At 66.8% G+C, this 17,194-nt stretch carries 18 protein-coding genes; 9 read left to right on the top strand and 9 right to left on the bottom strand.

All coding sequences use genetic code 11. The annotated features are described in order from the left end of the window. Positions 1-36: 36 nt before the first annotated feature. The gene (locus HUT07_RS01025; RefSeq protein WP_176019341.1) at positions 37-1,005 is read left to right on the top strand and encodes a LysR substrate-binding domain-containing protein; all 969 of its coding nucleotides are present in this window, start codon (positions 37-39) and stop codon (positions 1,003-1,005) included. A 335-nt stretch (positions 1,006-1,340) separates the two neighbouring features. Then, entirely contained in the window at positions 1,341-2,249 is a 909-nt protein-coding gene (locus tag HUT07_RS01020; protein ID WP_176019340.1) for a LysR family transcriptional regulator, read from the top strand. Between the two features lie 90 nt (positions 2,250-2,339). Here HUT07_RS01020 and HUT07_RS01015 read toward each other — a convergent pair whose 3' ends face one another. Both HUT07_RS01015 and lepB read right to left on the bottom strand, forming a co-directional pair. Continuing rightward, positions 2,340-3,596, bottom strand: coding sequence for an MFS transporter (locus HUT07_RS01015; protein ID WP_176019339.1), 1,257 nt, complete (start codon positions 3,594-3,596; stop codon positions 2,340-2,342). A gap of 118 nt (positions 3,597-3,714) precedes the next feature. Further along, on the bottom strand, positions 3,715-4,341 hold the full coding sequence (lepB, locus tag HUT07_RS01010) for a signal peptidase I (RefSeq protein WP_176019338.1): 627 nt from the start codon (positions 4,339-4,341) through the stop codon (positions 3,715-3,717). A 257-nt stretch (positions 4,342-4,598) separates the two neighbouring features. Here lepB and HUT07_RS01005 point away from each other — a divergent pair, with 257 nt between their 5' ends. Together HUT07_RS01005 and HUT07_RS01000 are read left to right on the top strand one after the other, a co-directional pair. Further along, on the top strand, positions 4,599-5,000 hold the full coding sequence (locus HUT07_RS01005; protein ID WP_176019337.1) for a hypothetical protein: 402 nt from the start codon (positions 4,599-4,601) through the stop codon (positions 4,998-5,000). A 3-nt stretch (positions 5,001-5,003) separates the two neighbouring features. Beyond that, on the top strand, positions 5,004-5,450 hold the full coding sequence (locus HUT07_RS01000) for a hypothetical protein (RefSeq protein WP_025875822.1): 447 nt from the start codon (positions 5,004-5,006) through the stop codon (positions 5,448-5,450). Between the two features lie 402 nt (positions 5,451-5,852). Here HUT07_RS01000 and dcp read toward each other — a convergent pair whose 3' ends face one another. The 3 genes from dcp to arfB all read right to left on the bottom strand — a co-directional run bounded on the left by dcp (position 5,853) and on the right by arfB (position 9,159). Continuing rightward, positions 5,853-8,009 (bottom strand): peptidyl-dipeptidase Dcp, encoded by a 2,157-nt coding sequence (gene dcp, locus HUT07_RS00995; RefSeq protein ID WP_176019336.1) that lies wholly within the window; start codon positions 8,007-8,009, stop codon positions 5,853-5,855. 111 nt (positions 8,010-8,120) lie between these two features. Continuing rightward, positions 8,121-8,723 (bottom strand): lysophospholipid acyltransferase family protein, encoded by a 603-nt coding sequence (locus HUT07_RS00990; protein WP_176019335.1) that lies wholly within the window; start codon positions 8,721-8,723, stop codon positions 8,121-8,123. A 4-nt stretch (positions 8,724-8,727) separates the two neighbouring features. Next, positions 8,728-9,159, bottom strand: coding sequence for an alternative ribosome rescue aminoacyl-tRNA hydrolase ArfB (arfB, locus tag HUT07_RS00985; RefSeq protein WP_176019334.1), 432 nt, complete (start codon positions 9,157-9,159; stop codon positions 8,728-8,730). 134 nt (positions 9,160-9,293) lie between these two features. Between arfB and HUT07_RS00980 the strand changes: the two genes are divergently transcribed. After that, a complete protein-coding gene (locus tag HUT07_RS00980) occupies positions 9,294-9,812 on the top strand; it encodes a DUF2059 domain-containing protein (protein WP_176019333.1) in 519 nt (172 codons plus the stop codon). Between the two features lie 106 nt (positions 9,813-9,918). Here HUT07_RS00980 and HUT07_RS00975 read toward each other — a convergent pair whose 3' ends face one another. Together HUT07_RS00975 and HUT07_RS00970 are read right to left on the bottom strand one after the other, a co-directional pair. Continuing rightward, complete coding sequence (locus tag HUT07_RS00975) at positions 9,919-10,659, bottom strand: pseudouridine synthase (RefSeq protein WP_176019332.1); 741 nt, start codon at positions 10,657-10,659, stop codon at positions 9,919-9,921. Positions 10,660-10,730: 71 nt separating this feature from the next. Next, positions 10,731-11,312 carry a class I SAM-dependent methyltransferase gene (locus HUT07_RS00970; RefSeq protein ID WP_176022452.1) on the bottom strand — a complete coding sequence of 194 codons (582 nt, stop codon included), beginning with the start codon at positions 11,310-11,312 and terminating at the stop codon, positions 10,731-10,733. 308 nt (positions 11,313-11,620) lie between these two features. Here HUT07_RS00970 and HUT07_RS00965 point away from each other — a divergent pair, with 308 nt between their 5' ends. Genes HUT07_RS00965 through HUT07_RS00950 form a run of 4 tightly spaced genes read left to right on the top strand, consistent with a single transcriptional unit; the run spans position 11,621 to position 14,754 of the window. Next, positions 11,621-12,232 (top strand): PIG-L deacetylase family protein, encoded by a 612-nt coding sequence (locus HUT07_RS00965; RefSeq protein WP_176019331.1) that lies wholly within the window; start codon positions 11,621-11,623, stop codon positions 12,230-12,232. After that, positions 12,232-13,371: a glycosyltransferase family 2 protein gene (locus HUT07_RS00960; protein ID WP_176019330.1), complete on the top strand. Its 1,140-nt coding sequence runs from the start codon at positions 12,232-12,234 to the stop codon at positions 13,369-13,371. Before HUT07_RS00965 ends, HUT07_RS00960 begins: the two co-directional genes overlap by 1 nt. Then, positions 13,358-13,963 (top strand): acetyltransferase, encoded by a 606-nt coding sequence (locus tag HUT07_RS00955; protein WP_176019329.1) that lies wholly within the window; start codon positions 13,358-13,360, stop codon positions 13,961-13,963. Before HUT07_RS00960 ends, HUT07_RS00955 begins: the two co-directional genes overlap by 14 nt. A 5-nt stretch (positions 13,964-13,968) precedes the next feature. Further along, complete coding sequence (locus HUT07_RS00950; RefSeq protein WP_176019328.1) at positions 13,969-14,754, top strand: YaiO family outer membrane beta-barrel protein; 786 nt, start codon at positions 13,969-13,971, stop codon at positions 14,752-14,754. 50 nt (positions 14,755-14,804) lie between these two features. Here the strand turns inward: HUT07_RS00950 and ubiB are convergent, their stop codons facing one another. Both ubiB and HUT07_RS00940 read right to left on the bottom strand, forming a co-directional pair. Then, on the bottom strand, positions 14,805-16,460 hold the full coding sequence (gene ubiB, locus HUT07_RS00945; RefSeq protein WP_176019327.1) for a ubiquinone biosynthesis regulatory protein kinase UbiB: 1,656 nt from the start codon (positions 16,458-16,460) through the stop codon (positions 14,805-14,807). Further along, positions 16,457-17,092, bottom strand: coding sequence for an SCP2 sterol-binding domain-containing protein (locus HUT07_RS00940; protein ID WP_176019326.1), 636 nt, complete (start codon positions 17,090-17,092; stop codon positions 16,457-16,459). Before HUT07_RS00940 ends, ubiB begins: the two co-directional genes overlap by 4 nt. Positions 17,093-17,194: the final 102 nt, after the last annotated feature.

The following is a 17,194-nucleotide window of genomic DNA, read 5'->3' as shown; positions in this document are numbered from 1 at the left end:
ATGCTTTACATAACTTGTGCTAATACTTGTGACGCCATGCCCACGCGCCCCACGCCAAGCCCCCGTTTTTCCTACAAATCCGATCGGCTGAAGCCACTGCGCGCGTTCTGTCAGACGGTGCGTCTGGGCTCGGTCTCACGGGCGGCTGAGGCGCTTTTCGTCAGCCAACCGGCCATCAGCCTGCAGTTGCAGGCGCTGGAGCGCGAGCTGGGGGTGCCGCTGTTCGAGCGCAGCGGGCGGCGTCTGGTGCCCAGCCGCGAGGGCCAACTGCTGTATGAAATGGCGCAGCCGCTGGTGGAAAGCCTGGACGGGCTGGAAGCACGCTTCCGCGACAAGGTACGCGGGCTGGACGCGGGGGAACTGAACATCGCCGCCAACAGTTCGACCATCCTGTACCTGCTGCCGAAGATCGTCGAACGCTTCCGCCAGCATTACCCCGATGTGCGGCTGACCCTGCACAACGCCATCAGTGCCGACGGCACCGACCTGCTGCGCGAGGATGCCGCCGATCTGGCGATCGGCTCGATGACCGATGTGCCGGCCGACCTCAGCTACGCCCCGGCCTACCGTTTCGAGCAGGTGCTGATCGCCCCGCATGACCATCCGCTGGCCAGCGGTGGCGAGCTGGAGCTGGCCGACATCGCGCGCTATCCACTGGTGCTGCCACCGAAGCGGCAGATCACCTACCGGCTGGTCGACCAGGTGTTTCAGCGCCACCGCATCGCCTACACCGTGGCGCTGGAAGTGGGCGGCTGGGAAGTGATCAAGCAGTACGTGGCGATGGGCATGGGCATTTCCATCGTGCCGGCGCTGTGCCTGAATGATGCCGACCGCGAGCGGCTGGCGGCGCGGTCGATGAAGCGCTGGTTCCCGGAGCGCAGCTACGGGGTGATCGTGCGGCGGGGCAAGGCGCTGTCGGCGCAGGCGCGGGCGTTTGTGGAGCTGATCCAGCCGGAGCTGTTCAGTCCGCGCGATTACGACCAGAGCGGGCATTCCGAGCGCTGAGGGTGTTCTGGATTGCAGGGCTGCCGCCCTGCACCTGCTGGATCAACGTCAACTTCAACGGCAACAGCGGGCTATCCGTGGAATGGCGGGGTGGGTCCGGTTGCGGGGGACGCCGTAAATCCGTCCATGGAGGCTCGGTCGCGCCATCCATGGCGCTCACGCCCCCGCAACCGGACCCACCCCGCCTTCGACAGTTTCCCGCGAGCTGTCGGAACGGCGTTCTGCTTTGGTGGGTGCCGACCGTTGGTCGGCACGGGGTCGGATCCCGTTGCTGCGCAACGGGCTCTGACCCCATCTCTGATTCATCTCCGGCTGACGATGAATAAACTGGCACCATGTCCATCGAACTGCGCCACCTGCGCTACTTCCTCGCCGTTGCCGATACGCTGCACTTCGGCCAGGCGGCCGAGCGGTTGGGCATGTCACAGCCGCCGCTCAGCCAGCAGATCCGCCAGCTGGAAGACCTGATCGGTGCGCGGTTGTTCGTGCGCAGCCATCGACGCGTGCAGCTGACGGCTGCGGGGGAACTGCTGCAGGAACGCGCGCGCGGCATCGTGCAGCAGGTGGAAGCGGCGGTGGATGAGGTGCAGCGCGCGCAGCGTGGCGAGCAGGGTGAGCTGCGCATCGGCCTGACCCGGGCCACGCCGTTGTCGCCGCAGATTCCACGCTCGATCCTGCAGTACCGCCAGCAGTATCCGCAGGTGCGGCTGCAGCTGAGCGAAATGAACACCCTGCAGCAGATCGATGCGCTTCTCGACGGCTCGCTGGACGTGGGCATCATCCGCAAGCGCACGCTGCCGGCCGAGCTGGTGGCGCACAGCCTGTTCGTTGATCCACTGGCGTTGATCGTGCATGCCGACCACCCTGCCCTGCGCCGCCTGTCGAAAGGCGGCACGCTGGCGTTGCGTGATCTGGCACAGGAACCGTTCGTGGCATTCCGCCGCAGCGCGGGGGCGGGCATCCATGACCACATGATCGCGTTGTGTGCGGCGGCGGGCTTCACGCCACGCATCGTGCAGGAAGCCGGTGAGGCTTCGACATTGATCAGCCTGGCTGCAGCCGGCCTCGGTGCAGCGATCCTGCCTTCGTCGTGCGACCACATCCGGGTGGAGGGTGCGCGCTTCGTGCCGCTGGCCGATGCCGGTGCGCATTCGGAAGTACAGCTGGCATGGCGCCGCGAGGGTGTGACGCCGTTGATCCGCAATTTCGCCGGGCTGCTGCGCGAGGCGTTTGCGGAAGGGTGAGGGTGCCACCTGCCCGGTAGTGCCGGCCGCTGGCCGGCAGACCCACCGCACCGTTGTTGCCGGCCAGCGGCCGGTACTACCGAGCATTTGTCAGGCCGTCACCGGTTGCGGCGCGCGCTGCTGCAGCGCCCAGACGATGCCACCGCCGATCAGGGTCAGCAGCGCGGCGAACGCGCATACGCCCAGCCAGTCCCATGCGGCATAGGCCAGGCCGCCCACGCCGCCCAGTACGCTCGACCCCAGGTAGTACGCGAACAGGTACAGCGCCGACGCTTCCGCACGCATCGAACCAGCACGACTGCCGACCCAGCTGCTGGCCACCGAATGGCCGCCGAAAAAGCCGAAGGTCACCAGCGCGATCCCCACGGCCATCGCCGACAGCCATGGCATCGCCAGCAGCACGATGCCGGCGGCGATCAGGCCGAAGGAGATCGACAGGATGCGGCCACGGCCGTAGCGCGTGGCCTGCTGGCCCATCCAGGCCGAACTGAAGGTACCGACGAGGTACACGCTGAAGATCAACCCGACCACGGTCTGGCTGAGGTGGTACGGCGGCGCCAGCAGGTGGTAACCGAGGTAGTTGTAGAGGGTGACGAACACGCCCATCAGCACGAACGAGGTGGCGAACAGCCACGGCAGGCCCGGGTCGGCGAACAGCATGCGCCAGCGCGACGGCAACTGGCGCAGACCTTCGCGGCGGGGATGGAAGTGGCGCGACGGCGGCAACTGCAGCCACAGCAGCACGGTGCTGGCCACGGCAATGATCGAGACCACGCCGATGCCCCAGCGCCAGCCCCAGTGGTCGGCGATGATGCCGGCCAGCAGGCGCCCGCTCATGCCCCCGATGGCATTGCCGCCGATGTACAGGCCCATCGCCAGGCCCAGCGCGCGGCTGTCCATCTCTTCCACGAGGTAGGTCATCGCTACCGCCGGTACCCCGCTCAGCGCCAGCCCCAGCAGGGTGCGCAGCACCAGCAGGGTGGCCCAGTCATCGACCAGCGCGGTGCACAGCGACAACGTGGCCGAGGCCAGCAGCGCAACGATCATCAGCGGGCGGCGACCGACCACATCGGACAGCAGGCCCGCCAGCAGCATGGCCACGGCCAGGGTGCCGGTGGTCAGCGACAGCGACATCGCACTGCCCGCAGCGGACACGCCGAAGTGGCGGCTGAACTCGGGCAGCAGGGGCTGCACCGTGTACAGCAGGCCGAAGGTGGAGAAGCCGGCCAGGAACAGCGCCAGCGCGGTGCGGCGGAAGGCCGGCGTTCCCTGCTGGATGCGGGTGTCAGCGGGAGCGTCGTTGGTACGGGGACGGTCGGCGAGGGCCGCCGGGGATTCGCCAGTCATGGGGGTGGGCCGTGGGGGCGGCCGGAATGGAGGGGACGGGCCTCAGACTAGGCCCGCCCATCCAGTCGATCCATAACCTGATAAGTCAGGATTGATACTCCTGACATATCGATTCAGCTTACAGCCGCTGCCACTCGAACCCATCACCACGGCGGTAGTACACCGCCACCGCGCGGCCGTAGATCTTGTCCGCATCGACGAAACCGAAGAAGCGCCCATCAAAGCTGTTGCCGCGATGGTCGCCCAGCACCAGCACCTTGCCGGCGGGCACTTCCAGATCCGCGATGTCCGGGCCACCGCCCCTGTCCAGGTCGAGGCTGGCGCGGCGCTCACCGAAGGCCTCGGTGTCGGCCAGGTCAGCGATCTGCAGCGGCTGACCGTTGATGCTCAAGTGACCATCGTGCAGTTGCACGTGATCGCCGGCCACGGCGGCCACGCGCTTGATCAGGCGGGTGCCGTCGGACGGTGAATCGAACACGGCCACCTCACCACGCTGCGGCCTGCCGGTATCCAGCAGTTCCTTGCTGGTGAACGGCAGGCGCAGGCCGTAGGCGCGCATGTCCACCACCACCCGGTCGCCCGGTTGCAGCGTCGGCTGCATCGAGCCGCTGGGCACGACGTAGTGGTTGGCGAGGGTATCGCGGGCAGCGGCGAGCAGGCCGAGCATCACCAGCAGCGGCAACGCCTCCTTCTTCAGCCAGATGAGCGCGCGTTCGGAAAAGGGGGGGCGGGCAACAGCATCCATGACAGGCTCCGGGTAGGTGGTAGCTGCATCAGACCACATCCGGCCCGAAGAGGTTCCCGCGCCCGCATCCTGTAGAGCCGAGCCCATGCTCGGCTGCTCTTCGAGCGTCGGTTTCCATCAGCCGAGCATGGGCTCGGCTCTACAGGAGGGATTACGCAGGTTTTACGCCCAGGCCCGGCACGCGGCATCGCACCTTTACGGCCACCACGCGCATCGTGTGCCTACCGCGCCGTAGGGCGCTTTGCGCAAGGTGTTGTATGACCCTCCTGGTGATCCGGCATGCGTCGCCGTCGGTGCCGCGTCCGCTGCTGCCGGCCGAGTTGTCCGGCCATCCGGTGCTGTGCACCGATTGCGCCAGCCTGGCCGATGTGCGCCAGTGCCTGTGCCAGCCGCAGGCGCGCACCGCGGACTGGGTGCTGCTTGATGTCGGCGTGGCCGACGAGGCGCAATGGTGTGCCGAGGGCGGTGCGCTGCAGGCAGCGTTGGATGGCCTGTCGGCGGAGTACATCGAACTGCAGTCGCCCCATCAGCCCGGTCTGGAAGCGCGCCTGCGCCTGCAGCATGGCCCGGCTGCCGTGGTGGTCGACCAGCGCAGCCAGCAGGCGGGCTATCCGCTGTCGTTGGCCATCGTCGGCCGCCGCCTGGCACGGGAGGGCTGAGCCATGTCGATCTTCATCATCCGTGGCCCGGAAGCGGCTGGCGCGTTGATCCGTACCGCCGCGCCGCTGCCGGCGCCGGTGCTGAAATCACTGGTGCACCGTGCGATCGATGCGGGCACCAGCGTGGCGATCCGTGCCTGCGGTTCAGAGCAGGAGTTGCTGGACGCGCTGCGCGTGGCCGACCACAGCCGTGGCGAGGTGACGCTGCTGGACCCGGGCGCCTGCGCCGACAGCCTGCGCCTGCAACGTCTGCTGCCGTACCTGCACAACGCCTATGTAGAAGTGCATGACGACGGCGCGGTGGCCGAGCCGTGCCTGCCGGCAGGCGTGGGCCAGCGCCTGGGCATCGCCGCGGGGTATGGCGCGCAGAGCTATGTGCTGGCGCTGGATATCGCGCTGGATCACCTGGGGTTGGCCGAGCAGGCCAATCGCGTGCACGTGGGGACGTGATGGCCGGGCTGCGCCCGGCACCCGGTAGTGCCGGCCGCTGGCCGGCAACCTCAACAGCCAAAGCCGGTTTCCTGGGGGATGGCGGGGTGGGTCCGGTTGCGGGGGACGCCGTAAACCCATCCTTGGGGGCTTGGCCGCGGCTTGCTCGTGTGCGCTGTCCTGCGCACACGGCAAGACCGGGGTTGGGCGTCCTGCCCAACCCGCCCGAGGCATGCCTCGGGCCCATGCCGCGGACACCCCCGCAACCGGACCCACCCCGCCTTCGACAGATTTCCGCGAACTGCAGTAGATCCACGCCATGCGTGGATGAGCGGCAAACTGCGGAATCTGTCGATGGCATCGACGCAAAAAAAAACGGCGGGGTCGCCCCCGCCGTTTTTTCTTTCGTACTTCAGGCCGCGCTTATTTCAGGCCGCGGAACTTCAGCAGCGGTTCCACCGACGGGTCCTTGCCGCGGAAATCGCGGTACAGGGTCGACAGCTCCACGCTGTTGCCGCGCGAGAGGATCTTGTCGCGGAACTCCTGGCCGTTGGCCGCGGTCAGGCCACCGTGTTCGGTGAACCACTGGTAGGCGTCATGGTCGAGCACTTCGGCCCAGAAGTAGGCGTAGTAACCGGCCGAGTAACCGCCACCCCAGATGTGATCGAAGTAGGTGGTGCGGTAACGCGGCGGCACCTGCGGCAGGTCGACCTTGAACTTCTTCAGCGCGCTGGCTTCAAAGGCGCCGACATCCTGCAGCGGCGCGTCGGCCTTCTGCGTGTGCCAGGCCAGGTCCAGCAGTGCGGCCGACAGGTACTCGGTGGTCGCATAGCCCTGGTTGAAGCTGCGCGCCTTGAGAATCTTGTCGACCAGTTCCTGCGGCATCGCCTCGCCGGTCTTGTAGTGCTTGGCGTAGTTGGCAAACACCTTCGGGTCCAGCGCCCAGTGCTCGTTGAACTGCGACGGGAACTCGACGAAGTCGCGCGAGGTGGCGGTGCCGGCAATCGACGGGTACTTCACGTTGGAGAACATGCCGTGCAGTGCATGGCCGAACTCATGGAACATCGTGGTGACGTCGTCGAAGCTGATCAGCGCGGGCTGGCCGGCGGCCGGCTTGGTGAAGTTGCAGACGTTGTAGACCACCGGCTTGGCACCGGTCAGGCCGTCCTGTTCGACGAACACGTCCATCCAGGCGCCACCGGACTTGCTGTCACGCTTGAAGTAGTCGGTGTAGAACAGCGCCAGCGAGGTGCCGTCCTTGTCGAACACTTCGTACACCTTCATGTCCGGGTTGTAGGTCGGGATGTCGGTGCGCGGCTTGAAGGTGATGCCGTACAGCTGGGTGGCGGCGTAGAAGACGCCGTTCTGCAGCACGTTGTCCAGTTCGAAGTACGGCTTGATCTGCGACTCGTCCAGATCGTACTTGGCCTTGCGCACCTGTTCGGCGTAGAAGTCCCAGTCCGAGGCGGCAACCTGGAAACCGCCCTTCTGCGCGTCGATCACCTTCTGGATCTCGCCGGCTTCGGCACGGGCCTTGGCGGTGGCCGCCGGCACGGTGTCGGTCAGCAGCTTCAGCGCGGCGGCAGGGGTCTTGGCCATCTGGTCGCCCAGCTGGTAGTCGGCGAAGGTGTCGAAGCCGAGCAGCTTGGCCTTCTGCGCACGCAGCTGGGCCAGGCGCTGCACGGTCTGCCGGGTGTCGTTGGCATCGCCGCGCTCGGCACGGGTTTCAGAGGCCTTCAACACGGCCGCACGCTGGTCGCGGTCGGTCAGCGAACCGAGCACCGGCTGCTGGGTGGTGTTCTGCAGCGGCAGCAGGAACTTGCCGTCCAGCTTGCGGTCCTTGGCGGCGGCAGCGGCATTGTTGACCGCGCCCTCGTCCAGGCCGGCCAGCTTGGCCTTGTCGTCCACCACCACCGCGGCAGCGGCGGTCGCAGCCACCAGACGGGTGTGGAACTGGGTGGACAGCGTGGTTTCTTCCACGTTGAGCTTGCGCAGGCTCGCCTTGTCGGCGTCGGACAGCTGCGCGCCCGAGCGCACCAGGCCGTCGTAGTAATGCTCGACCAGGCGCTTCTGCACCGGATCCAGGCCCAGCGTCTCGCGCTGGTCGTACAGCGACTTCACGCGCGCGAACAGCTTCGGATCGAGGTTGATCTCGTCCTGGTGCGCGGCCAGCTTCGGCGCTACTTCTTCCTGGATCTTCTGGCGGGCATCGTTGGTATCGGCCTGGACCAGGCCGAAGAAGATGCGCGACACCCGGGTCAGGGTCTCGCCGCTGCGCTCCATCGCCACGATGGTGTTGTCGAAGGTGGCCGGCTCGGCGCTGTCGGCGATCTTGCGCACGTCGGCCAGATGCAGGCGCATGCCTTCTTCGAAGGCCGGCAGGTAATCGCTGTCCTTGATCTTGTCGAACGGCGGTGCCTGGAACGGCAGGCTGCTGGCGGTCAGCAGCGGGTTGGTGGAGGCTTCGGCCGGCTGCTGGGCCGGTGCTTTCTGGGCTTCGGACACGGGGGTGGACTCCTTGCCGGAACAGGCCGCCAGCGCCAGGCTGATGGCGGCGGCCAGGACTACGGTACGCGACATGTAAAACGCTCCTTGGGCAGACGGTACGGGATGGCAGCCGTCCACCCTACTCCTGTCGCAGGCGCCCGGCATGTGCCGGACGTGGCGTCTACGCTGCCGGCAGCGACTGGCTCAGACCGTGCCGCGGGTCTTGCCGATCCAGGGCCGGTAGAACTCCCGGATGGCGGCCATGTCGGCGGCGTCATCGCCGGTCGGGGTGAACACCGGACCGATGCCGATGATCTTCTCCGGGTAGTGGAAATACGCCGCCAGGATCGGCACGTCGGCCATCCGCGCGATTTTCAGGAAGCCGGCCTTCCATTCCTTGACGGCCTTGCGGGTGCCTTCCGGAGTGATCGCGAACCACATCTTCTCGTTGTTGCGCAGCAGGTCCACCGCCTGGCCCACCGTGCCCTGCGGCGAGCTGCGATCGAGCGGGATCACGCCCAGCTTGTGCAGCAGCGGGCCCAGCGGCCACCAGAACAGCGAGGCCTTGCCCAGCACCTTCACCTTCATGCCCAGCGCGATCTTGGCCGCCATGCCCCACAGGCCGTCCCAGTTGGACGAATGCGGGGCGATGATGAAGACCAGCCGGGGGATGTCAGGCAGGGTGCCGGTCACCTTCCAGCCGCCCATGCGCAGCGTGCAGCGCGCCAGCCAGCGCAGGAAACGGTTGGGTCTGACCTGCGGCATGTTCGGCGGAATGGCCGGCAGCAACGGCGTCGGGTTGTTCAAGCAATCACTCCCAGTCACGTGATGAGCGCCCGCGCTTGATCTGCGCGCGCCCGCGTTTGGCGTCCAGACGACGCAGTTTCGACCCGAAGGTCGGCTTGGTGGCCTTGCGCGGTTTGGGTACGCTCAGCCCGGCCTGGATGAAGGCCGCCAGCCGCTCGCGCGCATCCTCGCGATTGCGATCCTGGGTCCGGAAACGTTGCGCGTCGATGACCAGCACGCCTTCGCCGGTCATGCGCCGGTCGCGCCGCGCCAACAGGCGCTCGCGCAACGGTTCGGGCAACGAGGGCGAGCCGGCCACGTCGAAACGCAGTTCCACCGCGGTGGAGACCTTGTTGACGTTCTGCCCGCCGGCACCACTGGCACGCACGAAACGCTCGACGATCTCGCCGTCGGGGATTTCAAGCTGCGCGCTGATGGTGACCGGTCCACTGCCCATCCGCGCATTGTAGCGGCACCAGCGCCGCCGTGGCCGCCATCGCGCGCCGTATGCCGCCGATCAGGCATCGAACACGCCGCCTTCGCCTTTACCGAGGGTATGCTTGCTGTCCCGTGTACTGCAGGACGCTCCGCATGATCCGCTTGGTCCCCTTCGTGTTACGCCGCGCAACCCTGCTGCTGGTACTGGCCGCAGCAAGCGCGCCGGTGCTGGCCGCAGCCCCCACCGATGGCGACATCAACCGCCTGCTGTCGGCCTCGCGTGCGCAGAGCATGATCGACACCATGCTGCCGCAGATCGAAGCGATGCAGCAGCAGCAGTTCCAGCAGGTCGCCGCACAGCGCCAGCTCAATGGCCAGCAGCAGGAACAGCTGCAGCGCATCCAGGCCCGTACCAGCCAGACCCTGCGTCAGGCACTGTCGTGGCAGCAGCTGCGGCCGATGTACGTGGACCTGTACAAGAAGACCTTCAGCAAGGAAGACGTGCTGGCCATGGCCGAGTTCTACGAGAGCCCGGCCGGCCAGAGCCTGCTCGACAAGACCCCGGCACTGATGCAGAACGTGATGGTGGCGATCCAGACCCGCATGCAGCCGCTGTTCGCCGACCTGCAGAAGGATCTGGAAGCAATCGTCAACGAGCCGGAAAAGAAGTGAGGTGATGCCGGCCGCTGGCCGGCAACCCGGATTTCCGTAGCGCCCGAGCCCATGCTCGGGCGGCGGCGCGCAGCGCCGGGAAGCGCAGCCGAGCGTGGGCTCGGCTCTACAGGTCCTGGCTCCAGCCGAACAGGTCCAGCGCCTTCTGGAATTCACCGTCGACCGGGGCGCGCACGTCCACCGTACCGCCATCCGGATGCGGAAAGCGCAGCCGCTCGGCGTGCAGCAGCATGCGGTGCACACCCTGCATGCGGAAGTTGCGGTTGTGCCGGCCATCACCATGGCTGGTATCGCCGATCAGGTGATGTGACAGGTGCTTCAGATGCCGGCGGATCTGCCGGAAGCGTCCCGTCTGCGGCTGGCAGCGCAACAGCGCGTAGCGCGAACTGGCGAACTCACCCACCGGCACCGACAGTTCGCCGGCCGCCAGACGCTGGAAATCGGTGACGGCCGGCTTCTTCACCGGCTTGCCCGGGCCGCCGTCCAGGTCGTGGTCGACCCGCCAGGCCGCCTCGGCCGGCCAACCGCGGCAGATCGCCAGGTAGTCCTTGCTCACCTCGCCGCCCATCAGCGCCTTGCCCAGCAAGCTGGCGGCGTCGCGGTCGAACGCCAACAGCAGGCAGCCACTGGTGGCGCGATCCAAGCGGTGGACCAGAAAGATCGGCCGACCCAGCTGCTCGCGCAGGCGGTCAGCAAGGAAATCATCTTCGCCACGGGCCAGCTTGCTGTCGTGGACCATCAGCCCGGCCGGCTTGTTGACCACCGCCAGGCGTTCATCCAGATGCAGCAGCTGCAGGGGCGCGGTTTCAATCTCGACCGCAGCGAGGGTGTCAGGTTCGGTACTCACCGCGCGATTATACGGGCCTGCCTTCTGTAGAGCCGAGCCCACGCTCGGCTGCTCTGCTATCTGTAGAGCAATCAGGCGTTGCGCACCGCCAGCAGCTCGCCATTGCCCACCGGCACCAGACTGGTGGTGAACCCAGCCTCGGCGGCCAACAGGGCGCGCAGCGGCTCCATCTCACTGGCATGCGAGGTGGCGTTGTCGACCACCAGCAAGCCCCCGGGACGCAGCACCCGACGCAGCTGCGGCCACCAGCCTGCGTACTGCCCGCGATCCGAATCCAGGAACAGCAGGTCGATACAGCCATCCACTGCCTGCGCCAGCCACTGCCCGGCATCACCGTGAACCAGCTCGATGCACTCCCCCAACCCACTGCGGGCGAACGTCGCGCGGGCCATCGCCACCTTGTCGGCGGCGAACTCCAGCGTGGTTACGTGGCCGTCGATGGCAGCAGCGGACTCGGCCAGCCACAGCGTGGAGTAGCCATTGGACGTGCCGATCTCCAGCACGCGCCGCGCGTTGCCGAAACGCACCAGCACCGACAGCAGTTCCCCGGTGTCGGCGGTGATGTTGAGCATGCGCCGGCCGCGCTCGGTTTCGTTCGCGTCGTTGTGGGTGCCGAAGCGGGCCAGTTCATCTTTCAGTGCAGCCAGGTCCATCAACGCGATCTCCGCGGTACGGGCAAACACCGGATGGCGATGCACCACCACCATTCTCGCTGCTTCCACAGCACGTGTCCGCATCTGCGCATTGACGTCATCCACCTCCCTGGACACTTTCGTCAACCACCGGTGGCGGATGCCACACCTACTCTTCTTGTTGCGCGGCAAGGCCTGCGCCGGGCTTCGACCCATTTTCGTAATGTTCCTAGGCCCTGTTTCACCTGGCCATTGCCATAGTCCGCGCCCGCAGCAGTGCGCTCAACGCATCTGTCGCATTCCCCCTGGAATCCCGCAAGGACATGGCCATGGCCCACGACATCCTGGCAATCGGCGCCCACCCTGATGACATCGAACTGGGCTGTGGCGGCAGCTTGGCCAAACTCGCCTTCGCCGGCGCCCGCATCCACGCCCTGGTACTCAGCCGCGGTGGCCGCGGCTGCCACGATGGCGCTGATCGCAGCGACGAATCGCATCGCGCGCTGCGGCAACTCGGCGCCCGGCAGGTGCTGCAGCATGATTTCCCGGACACCTGTTTTCCGTCCTGCCGCAACGCCATCATCAGCGCGCTGGAACAGGCGTGCGAAGCCATCCAACCGCGACGCGTCTACATGATGTGCGGCGAAGACCATCACCAGGATCATCGCACCGTCCATGAAGCCTCGATCGTCGCCTGTCGCAGCGTTCCGCAGATCCTGTGCTACGAAAGCCCAAGCACGCTGCCGCAGTTCGCACCGCAGGTGTTTGAAGACATCAGCGTGCAGTTGGAACTGAAGATCCGCGCACTACGCGAGCACGCCAGCCAGGGCGGTCGCCATTACATGCAGGAAAGCCATCTGCGCTGCCATGCCCAGTTCCGCGGCCAGCAGGTGGGCATCGGTCCCAGCGAGGGTTTCCTGCCTCATCGGCTGGTGCTGTGATGAAGACCCTGCTGTTCGTGGCGATGTGTGCCTTCATCGTCGTGCGTCTGCTGGTCCACGCAACGCGCAGGCCCAGCGGGCAGCTGCGCAGCATCGATGCGATCGTGCCGGCCTACAACGAAGCACCCTGCCTGCAACGCTCGCTCACCGATCTACTGCACAACCCATACATCGCGCGGGTGATCTGCGTGAACGATGGCTCCACCGATACCACTGCGCAGGTGCTGGACGCGCTGCAACTGGAGTGGCCGGGTCGTCTGCTCGCCGTGCACCAGGCCAACACCGGCAAGGGCGGGGCACTGATGCATGGGCTGCAGCATGTGACCACCGCCCAGGTGTTCCTGACCGATGCTGACACCCGCGTCGATCCGCGCAGTGCCGGCCTGGGCCACCTGCTGGCGGAAATCGAACGCGGTGCCGATGCGGTGGGGGGTGTGCCATCGTCATGCCTGCAGGGCGCCGGCTTTCTTCCGCACGTGCGGGCCAGCCTGAAGCTGCCGATGATCGTCATCAAGCGCAGCTTCCAGCAGTGGCTGGGCGGAGCACCGTTCATCGTCTCCGGCTCCTGCGGGCTGTTCCGCACCAGCGTGCTGCGCAAGGTGGGGTTTTCCGACCGTACCCGGGTCGAAGATCTGGACATGTCCTGGTCGCTGGTGGCCCAGGGCTATCGTGTACGGCAGAGCATCCGCTGCGTGGTCTATCCGCAGGAATGCAGCACGTTGGTGGAGGAATGGCGACGCTGGCGGCGCTGGATCGTCGGCTACGCGGTGTGCATGCGCCTGCATCGGCGGTTGCTGCTGACCCGCTTCGGCCTCTTCAGCATCCTGCCGATGATCCTGCTGGCGCTGCTGGGCATCGCCGCTGGGCTGCAGGTGGGATTCGGCGCCGCTACGGTGCATGGCCCTGCTGGCCTGGTGGTGGCGGTGGTGCCGCTGGTCTGGATCGGCATCGTGATGACGCTGGGCCTGGTCAGTGCCGTGCACCACCGGCGTGCATGGCTGGTGCCAGCGGCAGCGTTCTCCGTTCTGTATGTGCTGCTGGCCTATGCGGTCTGGCTGATCCATGGACTGAAGGGGCTGTTCACCGGCCGCGAGCCTGCACGCGACAAGCCGACGAGGTATCCGCATGTGGTGGAGTGAACTGGAAGCGATGGCTCGCGAACTGGCATCACTGCAACCCCAGCTCGACCCACGCGCGGACATATCGCCACAGGCGACGCTGCGCGGCGCCGTCCATGTCGGCGCCGGCAGCCGCATCTGCAATGGCGCCCACATCCAGGGGCCGGTGTCGATCGGACGCGACTGCCTGATCGGCAACCATGCGCTGCTGCGTGGTCCGCTGCACATCGGTGAAGGCACCCGCATCGGCTTCTGCAGCGAGCTGAAGAACACCGTGGTCGGCCAGCGGGTCAGCATCGGTCCGCAGTGCTTCATCGGTGACAGCCGCATCGACGACGATGCCTATCTTGGCGCCCTTGTACGCACCAGCAACCACCGTCTCGACGGCACCTCGATCGCCGTGCATGTCGATGACCAGATCATCGACAGCCAGCGCGACAAGCTGGGCGCCTGGATCGGTGCAGGCGCAGCGCTGGGCGTCGGCGTGATCATCCTGCCCGGCCGCATCGTCGCACCGGGCAGCCAGTTCGGCCCACGGATCGTCGTGGAACGAAACCTGCCATCAGGCCGCTATCGCCTGCTGCAACACCTGCAATCCCAACCCCTGGAGTAATCACCATGCGATTCATCAATCGTGGTGCACTGTCGTGCGCCCTGCTGCTGGCTGCGGCCAGCGCCCATGCCGGTGTCGACCGTGTTTCCCTGCAACTGGACCACACCGACTACAACGAAGGCTTCGGCAAGCGCGACGTGCAGACCGTGGAAGTTGCAGGTCGTACCGACGCCAGTCGCTGGCACCTGGGCCTGGCCCACGGCGAGCGCGACTACGGTACCTCGCGCTACAGCGGGAACCGCGTGCAGGGTTCGCTGCACCACGACTGGTCAGCCACGATCGCAACGCGAACCGCGCTGGTTGCTTCCAACGACGATCCGGTCTTCGTCAACCGCCAGATCAACCAGGACATTCTGTGGAAAGTGGGCGGGCAGACGGTGTTGAGCCTGGGTGGCAAGTACGCCGAGTACCACGGCAGCGGCTACGTCAGCGGCTGGTCGGTCGGTGCTTCCCATTACTTCCCGCGGCTGACGGCATCGCTCAAGCATGAGCGCCACCGCCAGTCCAACGGTCCCGATGGCCACGGCAGCACCGTATCGCTTCGCCTGAAGGACAGCCAGGGCCACGGCTCTACCCAACTGTGGCTGGGCAGTGGCACGTCGGGTTACACCGCCGAGTACGACCCGCTGCTGCTGCGCGAGCATGATGCCAAACGCGTGTTCCTGCGCCGCAGCCAGCCGCTGGGCGAGCATCTGGTACTCGACGTCGGGCTGGGCAAGACCTGGCACAAGACGCGCCTGGATCGTTTCCAGAGCGTGCATTCGCAGGTGGGCCTGGGCTACCGCTGGTAGTACGGTCGGCGACGACGGTCCGCTGTCGTCGCCGTTTCAGCAGGCGGCGGTCATCGCCACCACGCGCGCGCCAGCGCGAACACGCCAACCGCACCGGAGAGCCAGCTCCACGCCGGCACATCGCCCCAGTACCAACCCGGCGGCTGCAGCACGTACATCAATGCGGCAATCGCCAGCAGGCCGACGCCGGTGATCGCCCCGACCGCGCGCTTCTGCAGCCGCTGCAGGCTGGCATCGAGGGCGACCAGGTCGCGCGAACGCATCGCCAGTTCGTGGCGGCCTTCCACCTGCTGGGTCAGCCAGGCGTGCACCAGGCGCGGCATGTCCGGCGCGTGGGTCATGATTTCCGGCAGGCGCTTGCCGATCTCGCGTACCACCCTGCGCGGGCTGTAGCGCTCGCGCAGGATTTTCGCCAGCACCGGCTTGGCCACGGCCCAGATATCGATCTGCGGATCGAGCTGGCGACCGACACCTTCGATGTTGAGCAGGGTCTTCTGCAGCAGGATCAACTGCGGCTGCAAGGTCAGCTGGTAGCGTTGGGCCACGCGGAACAGCTTCATCAGCACTTCGGCCAGCGAAATCTGCGACAGCGGACGGGTGAAGTACGGCTCGCAGACCGAGCGCACCGCTGCTTCAAGATCATCGATGCGCACGTTGTCAGGCATCCAGCGCGCCTGCACGTGCAGTTCGGCGATGCGGCGGTAGTCGCGGTTGAAGATGGCCATGAAATTCTCGGCCAGGTAGTACTGATCTTCCTGCGAAAGCTGGCCCATGATGCCGAAGTCCAGCGCGATGAAGCGCGGGTTGTCGCGGCGTGCCGGATCGATGTCGACCCAGATGTTGCCGGCGTGTGCGTCGGCATGGAAGAAATTGTCGCGGAACACCTGGGTGTAGAACACCCGCACCCCCTTGGCGGCCAGCGCCTTGCGGTCGATGCCCGCCTTGTCCAGCGCCGCGATGTCATCGGAGGGAATGCCCCACACGCGCTCAAGCGTCAGTGCACGCTCGGCGGTATGGCTCCAGATCACTTCCGGCACATACAGGTCGTCGGAGTTCTCCCAGAAGCGGCGCAGCACGCTGGCATTGGCGCCTTCGCGCTGCAGGTCCAGCTCAGCGGCCAGGGTGTTCTCGACCTCGGCCACCACTTCGCGCGGGCGGATCTTGTCGGCGCGCGGATGGGTGCGCTCGACCAGCGCTGCCAATGAGTTGAGCAGGGCGATGTCGGCGTCGATCTGCTTCTCGATGCCCGGGCGCAGCACCTTGACCACCACCTGGCGGCCGTCGGCCAGCGTGGCCGCGTGCACCTGCGCGATCGACGCCGAGGCCAGCGGTTCGGTATCGAAACTGGCGAAGGCTTCGCTGACCGGCAGGCCGAGTGCTTCTTCGACGATGCGACGCGCCGCATCGCCGTCGAAGGGCTTGACCCGGTCCTGCAGCAGGGTCAGCTCATTGGCCACATCCGGCGGCACCAGGTCGCGGCGGGTCGACAGGATCTGCCCGAACTTGACGAAGATCGGCCCCAGGTCCTGCAGCGCCAGGCGCAGGCGCGCGCCGCGCGACTGTGCGGCGATATCGGCTGAAGCGCGCGGTACGAACGGCTTGGCCAGGCGCAGCCAGCGCTCGGCAGGCGTGCCCTGCAGCAGGTCGTCGAGGCGGTAACGCAGGATCACCCGGCCGATGCGGCTGGCCCGCAGCAGCGCCTTCATGCGGCACCCCGCAGGCGCTGCACGCGTGCGCCAAGGCGCTCGACATCATCGCGCAGCACGTCCACGTCGTCGTGGAATGCATCCAGTTCGGCACGTGGCACCACGTCGCGCGATTCCTCGGTGATGAATTCAGCGGCGCTGTGGGCCAGATCGATCGCGCCCTGGCGCGCATGCTGCAGGGCGCTGCGCAGGGTGTTGGCCACCTGCACGCCCAGCACGTCTCCGAACACGCTGACGAACGGCTGCTGCCAGTCCGGATCGAAGCCCTTGGCCAGCTGCTGCAGGCGGCGCGCCAGTTCGGCATCGCCGGCCACGCGTACGCGGCCCTTGCCGTTGTCAGCGCCTTGGCGGGCACGCGCCAGCAGCGGCAGCTGGGCCAGCACACCGGCCAGGCTGCTGCGCACGGCCAGGTCGGCTTCCTGCGGATCCACTGGGCCAACCCGCAACTGGTTGCCGTCGACGCTGATGCGCATCGCCAGGGGCGGCGCGTCCAGGGTCAGGTCGATATGACGACCGTCGAGGCTGGCCAGTGCATGGCGGGTATCCGGATCCAGCGCCAGCGCGCGGTTCAGGGCGATCTGCAGTGCGCGGCCAGCGACCGGCTTGAGGGACTTGAGCAGGGAAAGAGCCATGTGCGCATTCTACCTGCGTGGGTGGCGGGCTTGGGCCGGGCTGCCGCCCGGCACCCGCAGATGCAACAGCCAGGGCAACATCAAAAGCTGGCTTCCTGTGGG

Origin of the sequence: Stenotrophomonas sp. NA06056, assembly GCF_013364355.1 — a bacterium.
Classification (GTDB): domain Bacteria; phylum Pseudomonadota; class Gammaproteobacteria; order Xanthomonadales; family Xanthomonadaceae; genus Stenotrophomonas.
This window is presented reverse-complemented; position numbering and strand designations above follow the sequence as displayed.

Coding starts and splice junctions, on each gene's coding strand:
- lepB (WP_176019338.1), bottom strand. CDS start 4,341: ATGGATGCTGTTGCCCGCCCCCCCTTTTCCGAACGCGCGCTCATCTGG.
- HUT07_RS00950 (WP_176019328.1), top strand. CDS start 13,969: ATGCGATTCATCAATCGTGGTGCACTGTCGTGCGCCCTGCTGCTGGCT.
- HUT07_RS00970 (WP_176022452.1), bottom strand. CDS start 11,312: ATGGACCTGGCTGCACTGAAAGATGAACTGGCCCGCTTCGGCACCCAC.
- ubiB (WP_176019327.1), bottom strand. CDS start 16,460: ATGAAGGCGCTGCTGCGGGCCAGCCGCATCGGCCGGGTGATCCTGCGT.
- arfB (WP_176019334.1), bottom strand. CDS start 9,159: ATGGGCAGTGGACCGGTCACCATCAGCGCGCAGCTTGAAATCCCCGAC.
- HUT07_RS00965 (WP_176019331.1), top strand. CDS start 11,621: ATGGCCCACGACATCCTGGCAATCGGCGCCCACCCTGATGACATCGAA.
- HUT07_RS00955 (WP_176019329.1), top strand. CDS start 13,358: ATGTGGTGGAGTGAACTGGAAGCGATGGCTCGCGAACTGGCATCACTG.
- HUT07_RS00980 (WP_176019333.1), top strand. CDS start 9,294: ATGATCCGCTTGGTCCCCTTCGTGTTACGCCGCGCAACCCTGCTGCTG.
- dcp (WP_176019336.1), bottom strand. CDS start 8,009: ATGTCGCGTACCGTAGTCCTGGCCGCCGCCATCAGCCTGGCGCTGGCG.
- HUT07_RS01005 (WP_176019337.1), top strand. CDS start 4,599: ATGACCCTCCTGGTGATCCGGCATGCGTCGCCGTCGGTGCCGCGTCCG.
- HUT07_RS01015 (WP_176019339.1), bottom strand. CDS start 3,596: ATGACTGGCGAATCCCCGGCGGCCCTCGCCGACCGTCCCCGTACCAAC.
- HUT07_RS00940 (WP_176019326.1), bottom strand. CDS start 17,092: ATGGCTCTTTCCCTGCTCAAGTCCCTCAAGCCGGTCGCTGGCCGCGCA.
- HUT07_RS01000 (WP_025875822.1), top strand. CDS start 5,004: ATGTCGATCTTCATCATCCGTGGCCCGGAAGCGGCTGGCGCGTTGATC.
- HUT07_RS01025 (WP_176019341.1), top strand. CDS start 37: ATGCCCACGCGCCCCACGCCAAGCCCCCGTTTTTCCTACAAATCCGAT.
- HUT07_RS01020 (WP_176019340.1), top strand. CDS start 1,341: ATGTCCATCGAACTGCGCCACCTGCGCTACTTCCTCGCCGTTGCCGAT.
- HUT07_RS00960 (WP_176019330.1), top strand. CDS start 12,232: ATGAAGACCCTGCTGTTCGTGGCGATGTGTGCCTTCATCGTCGTGCGT.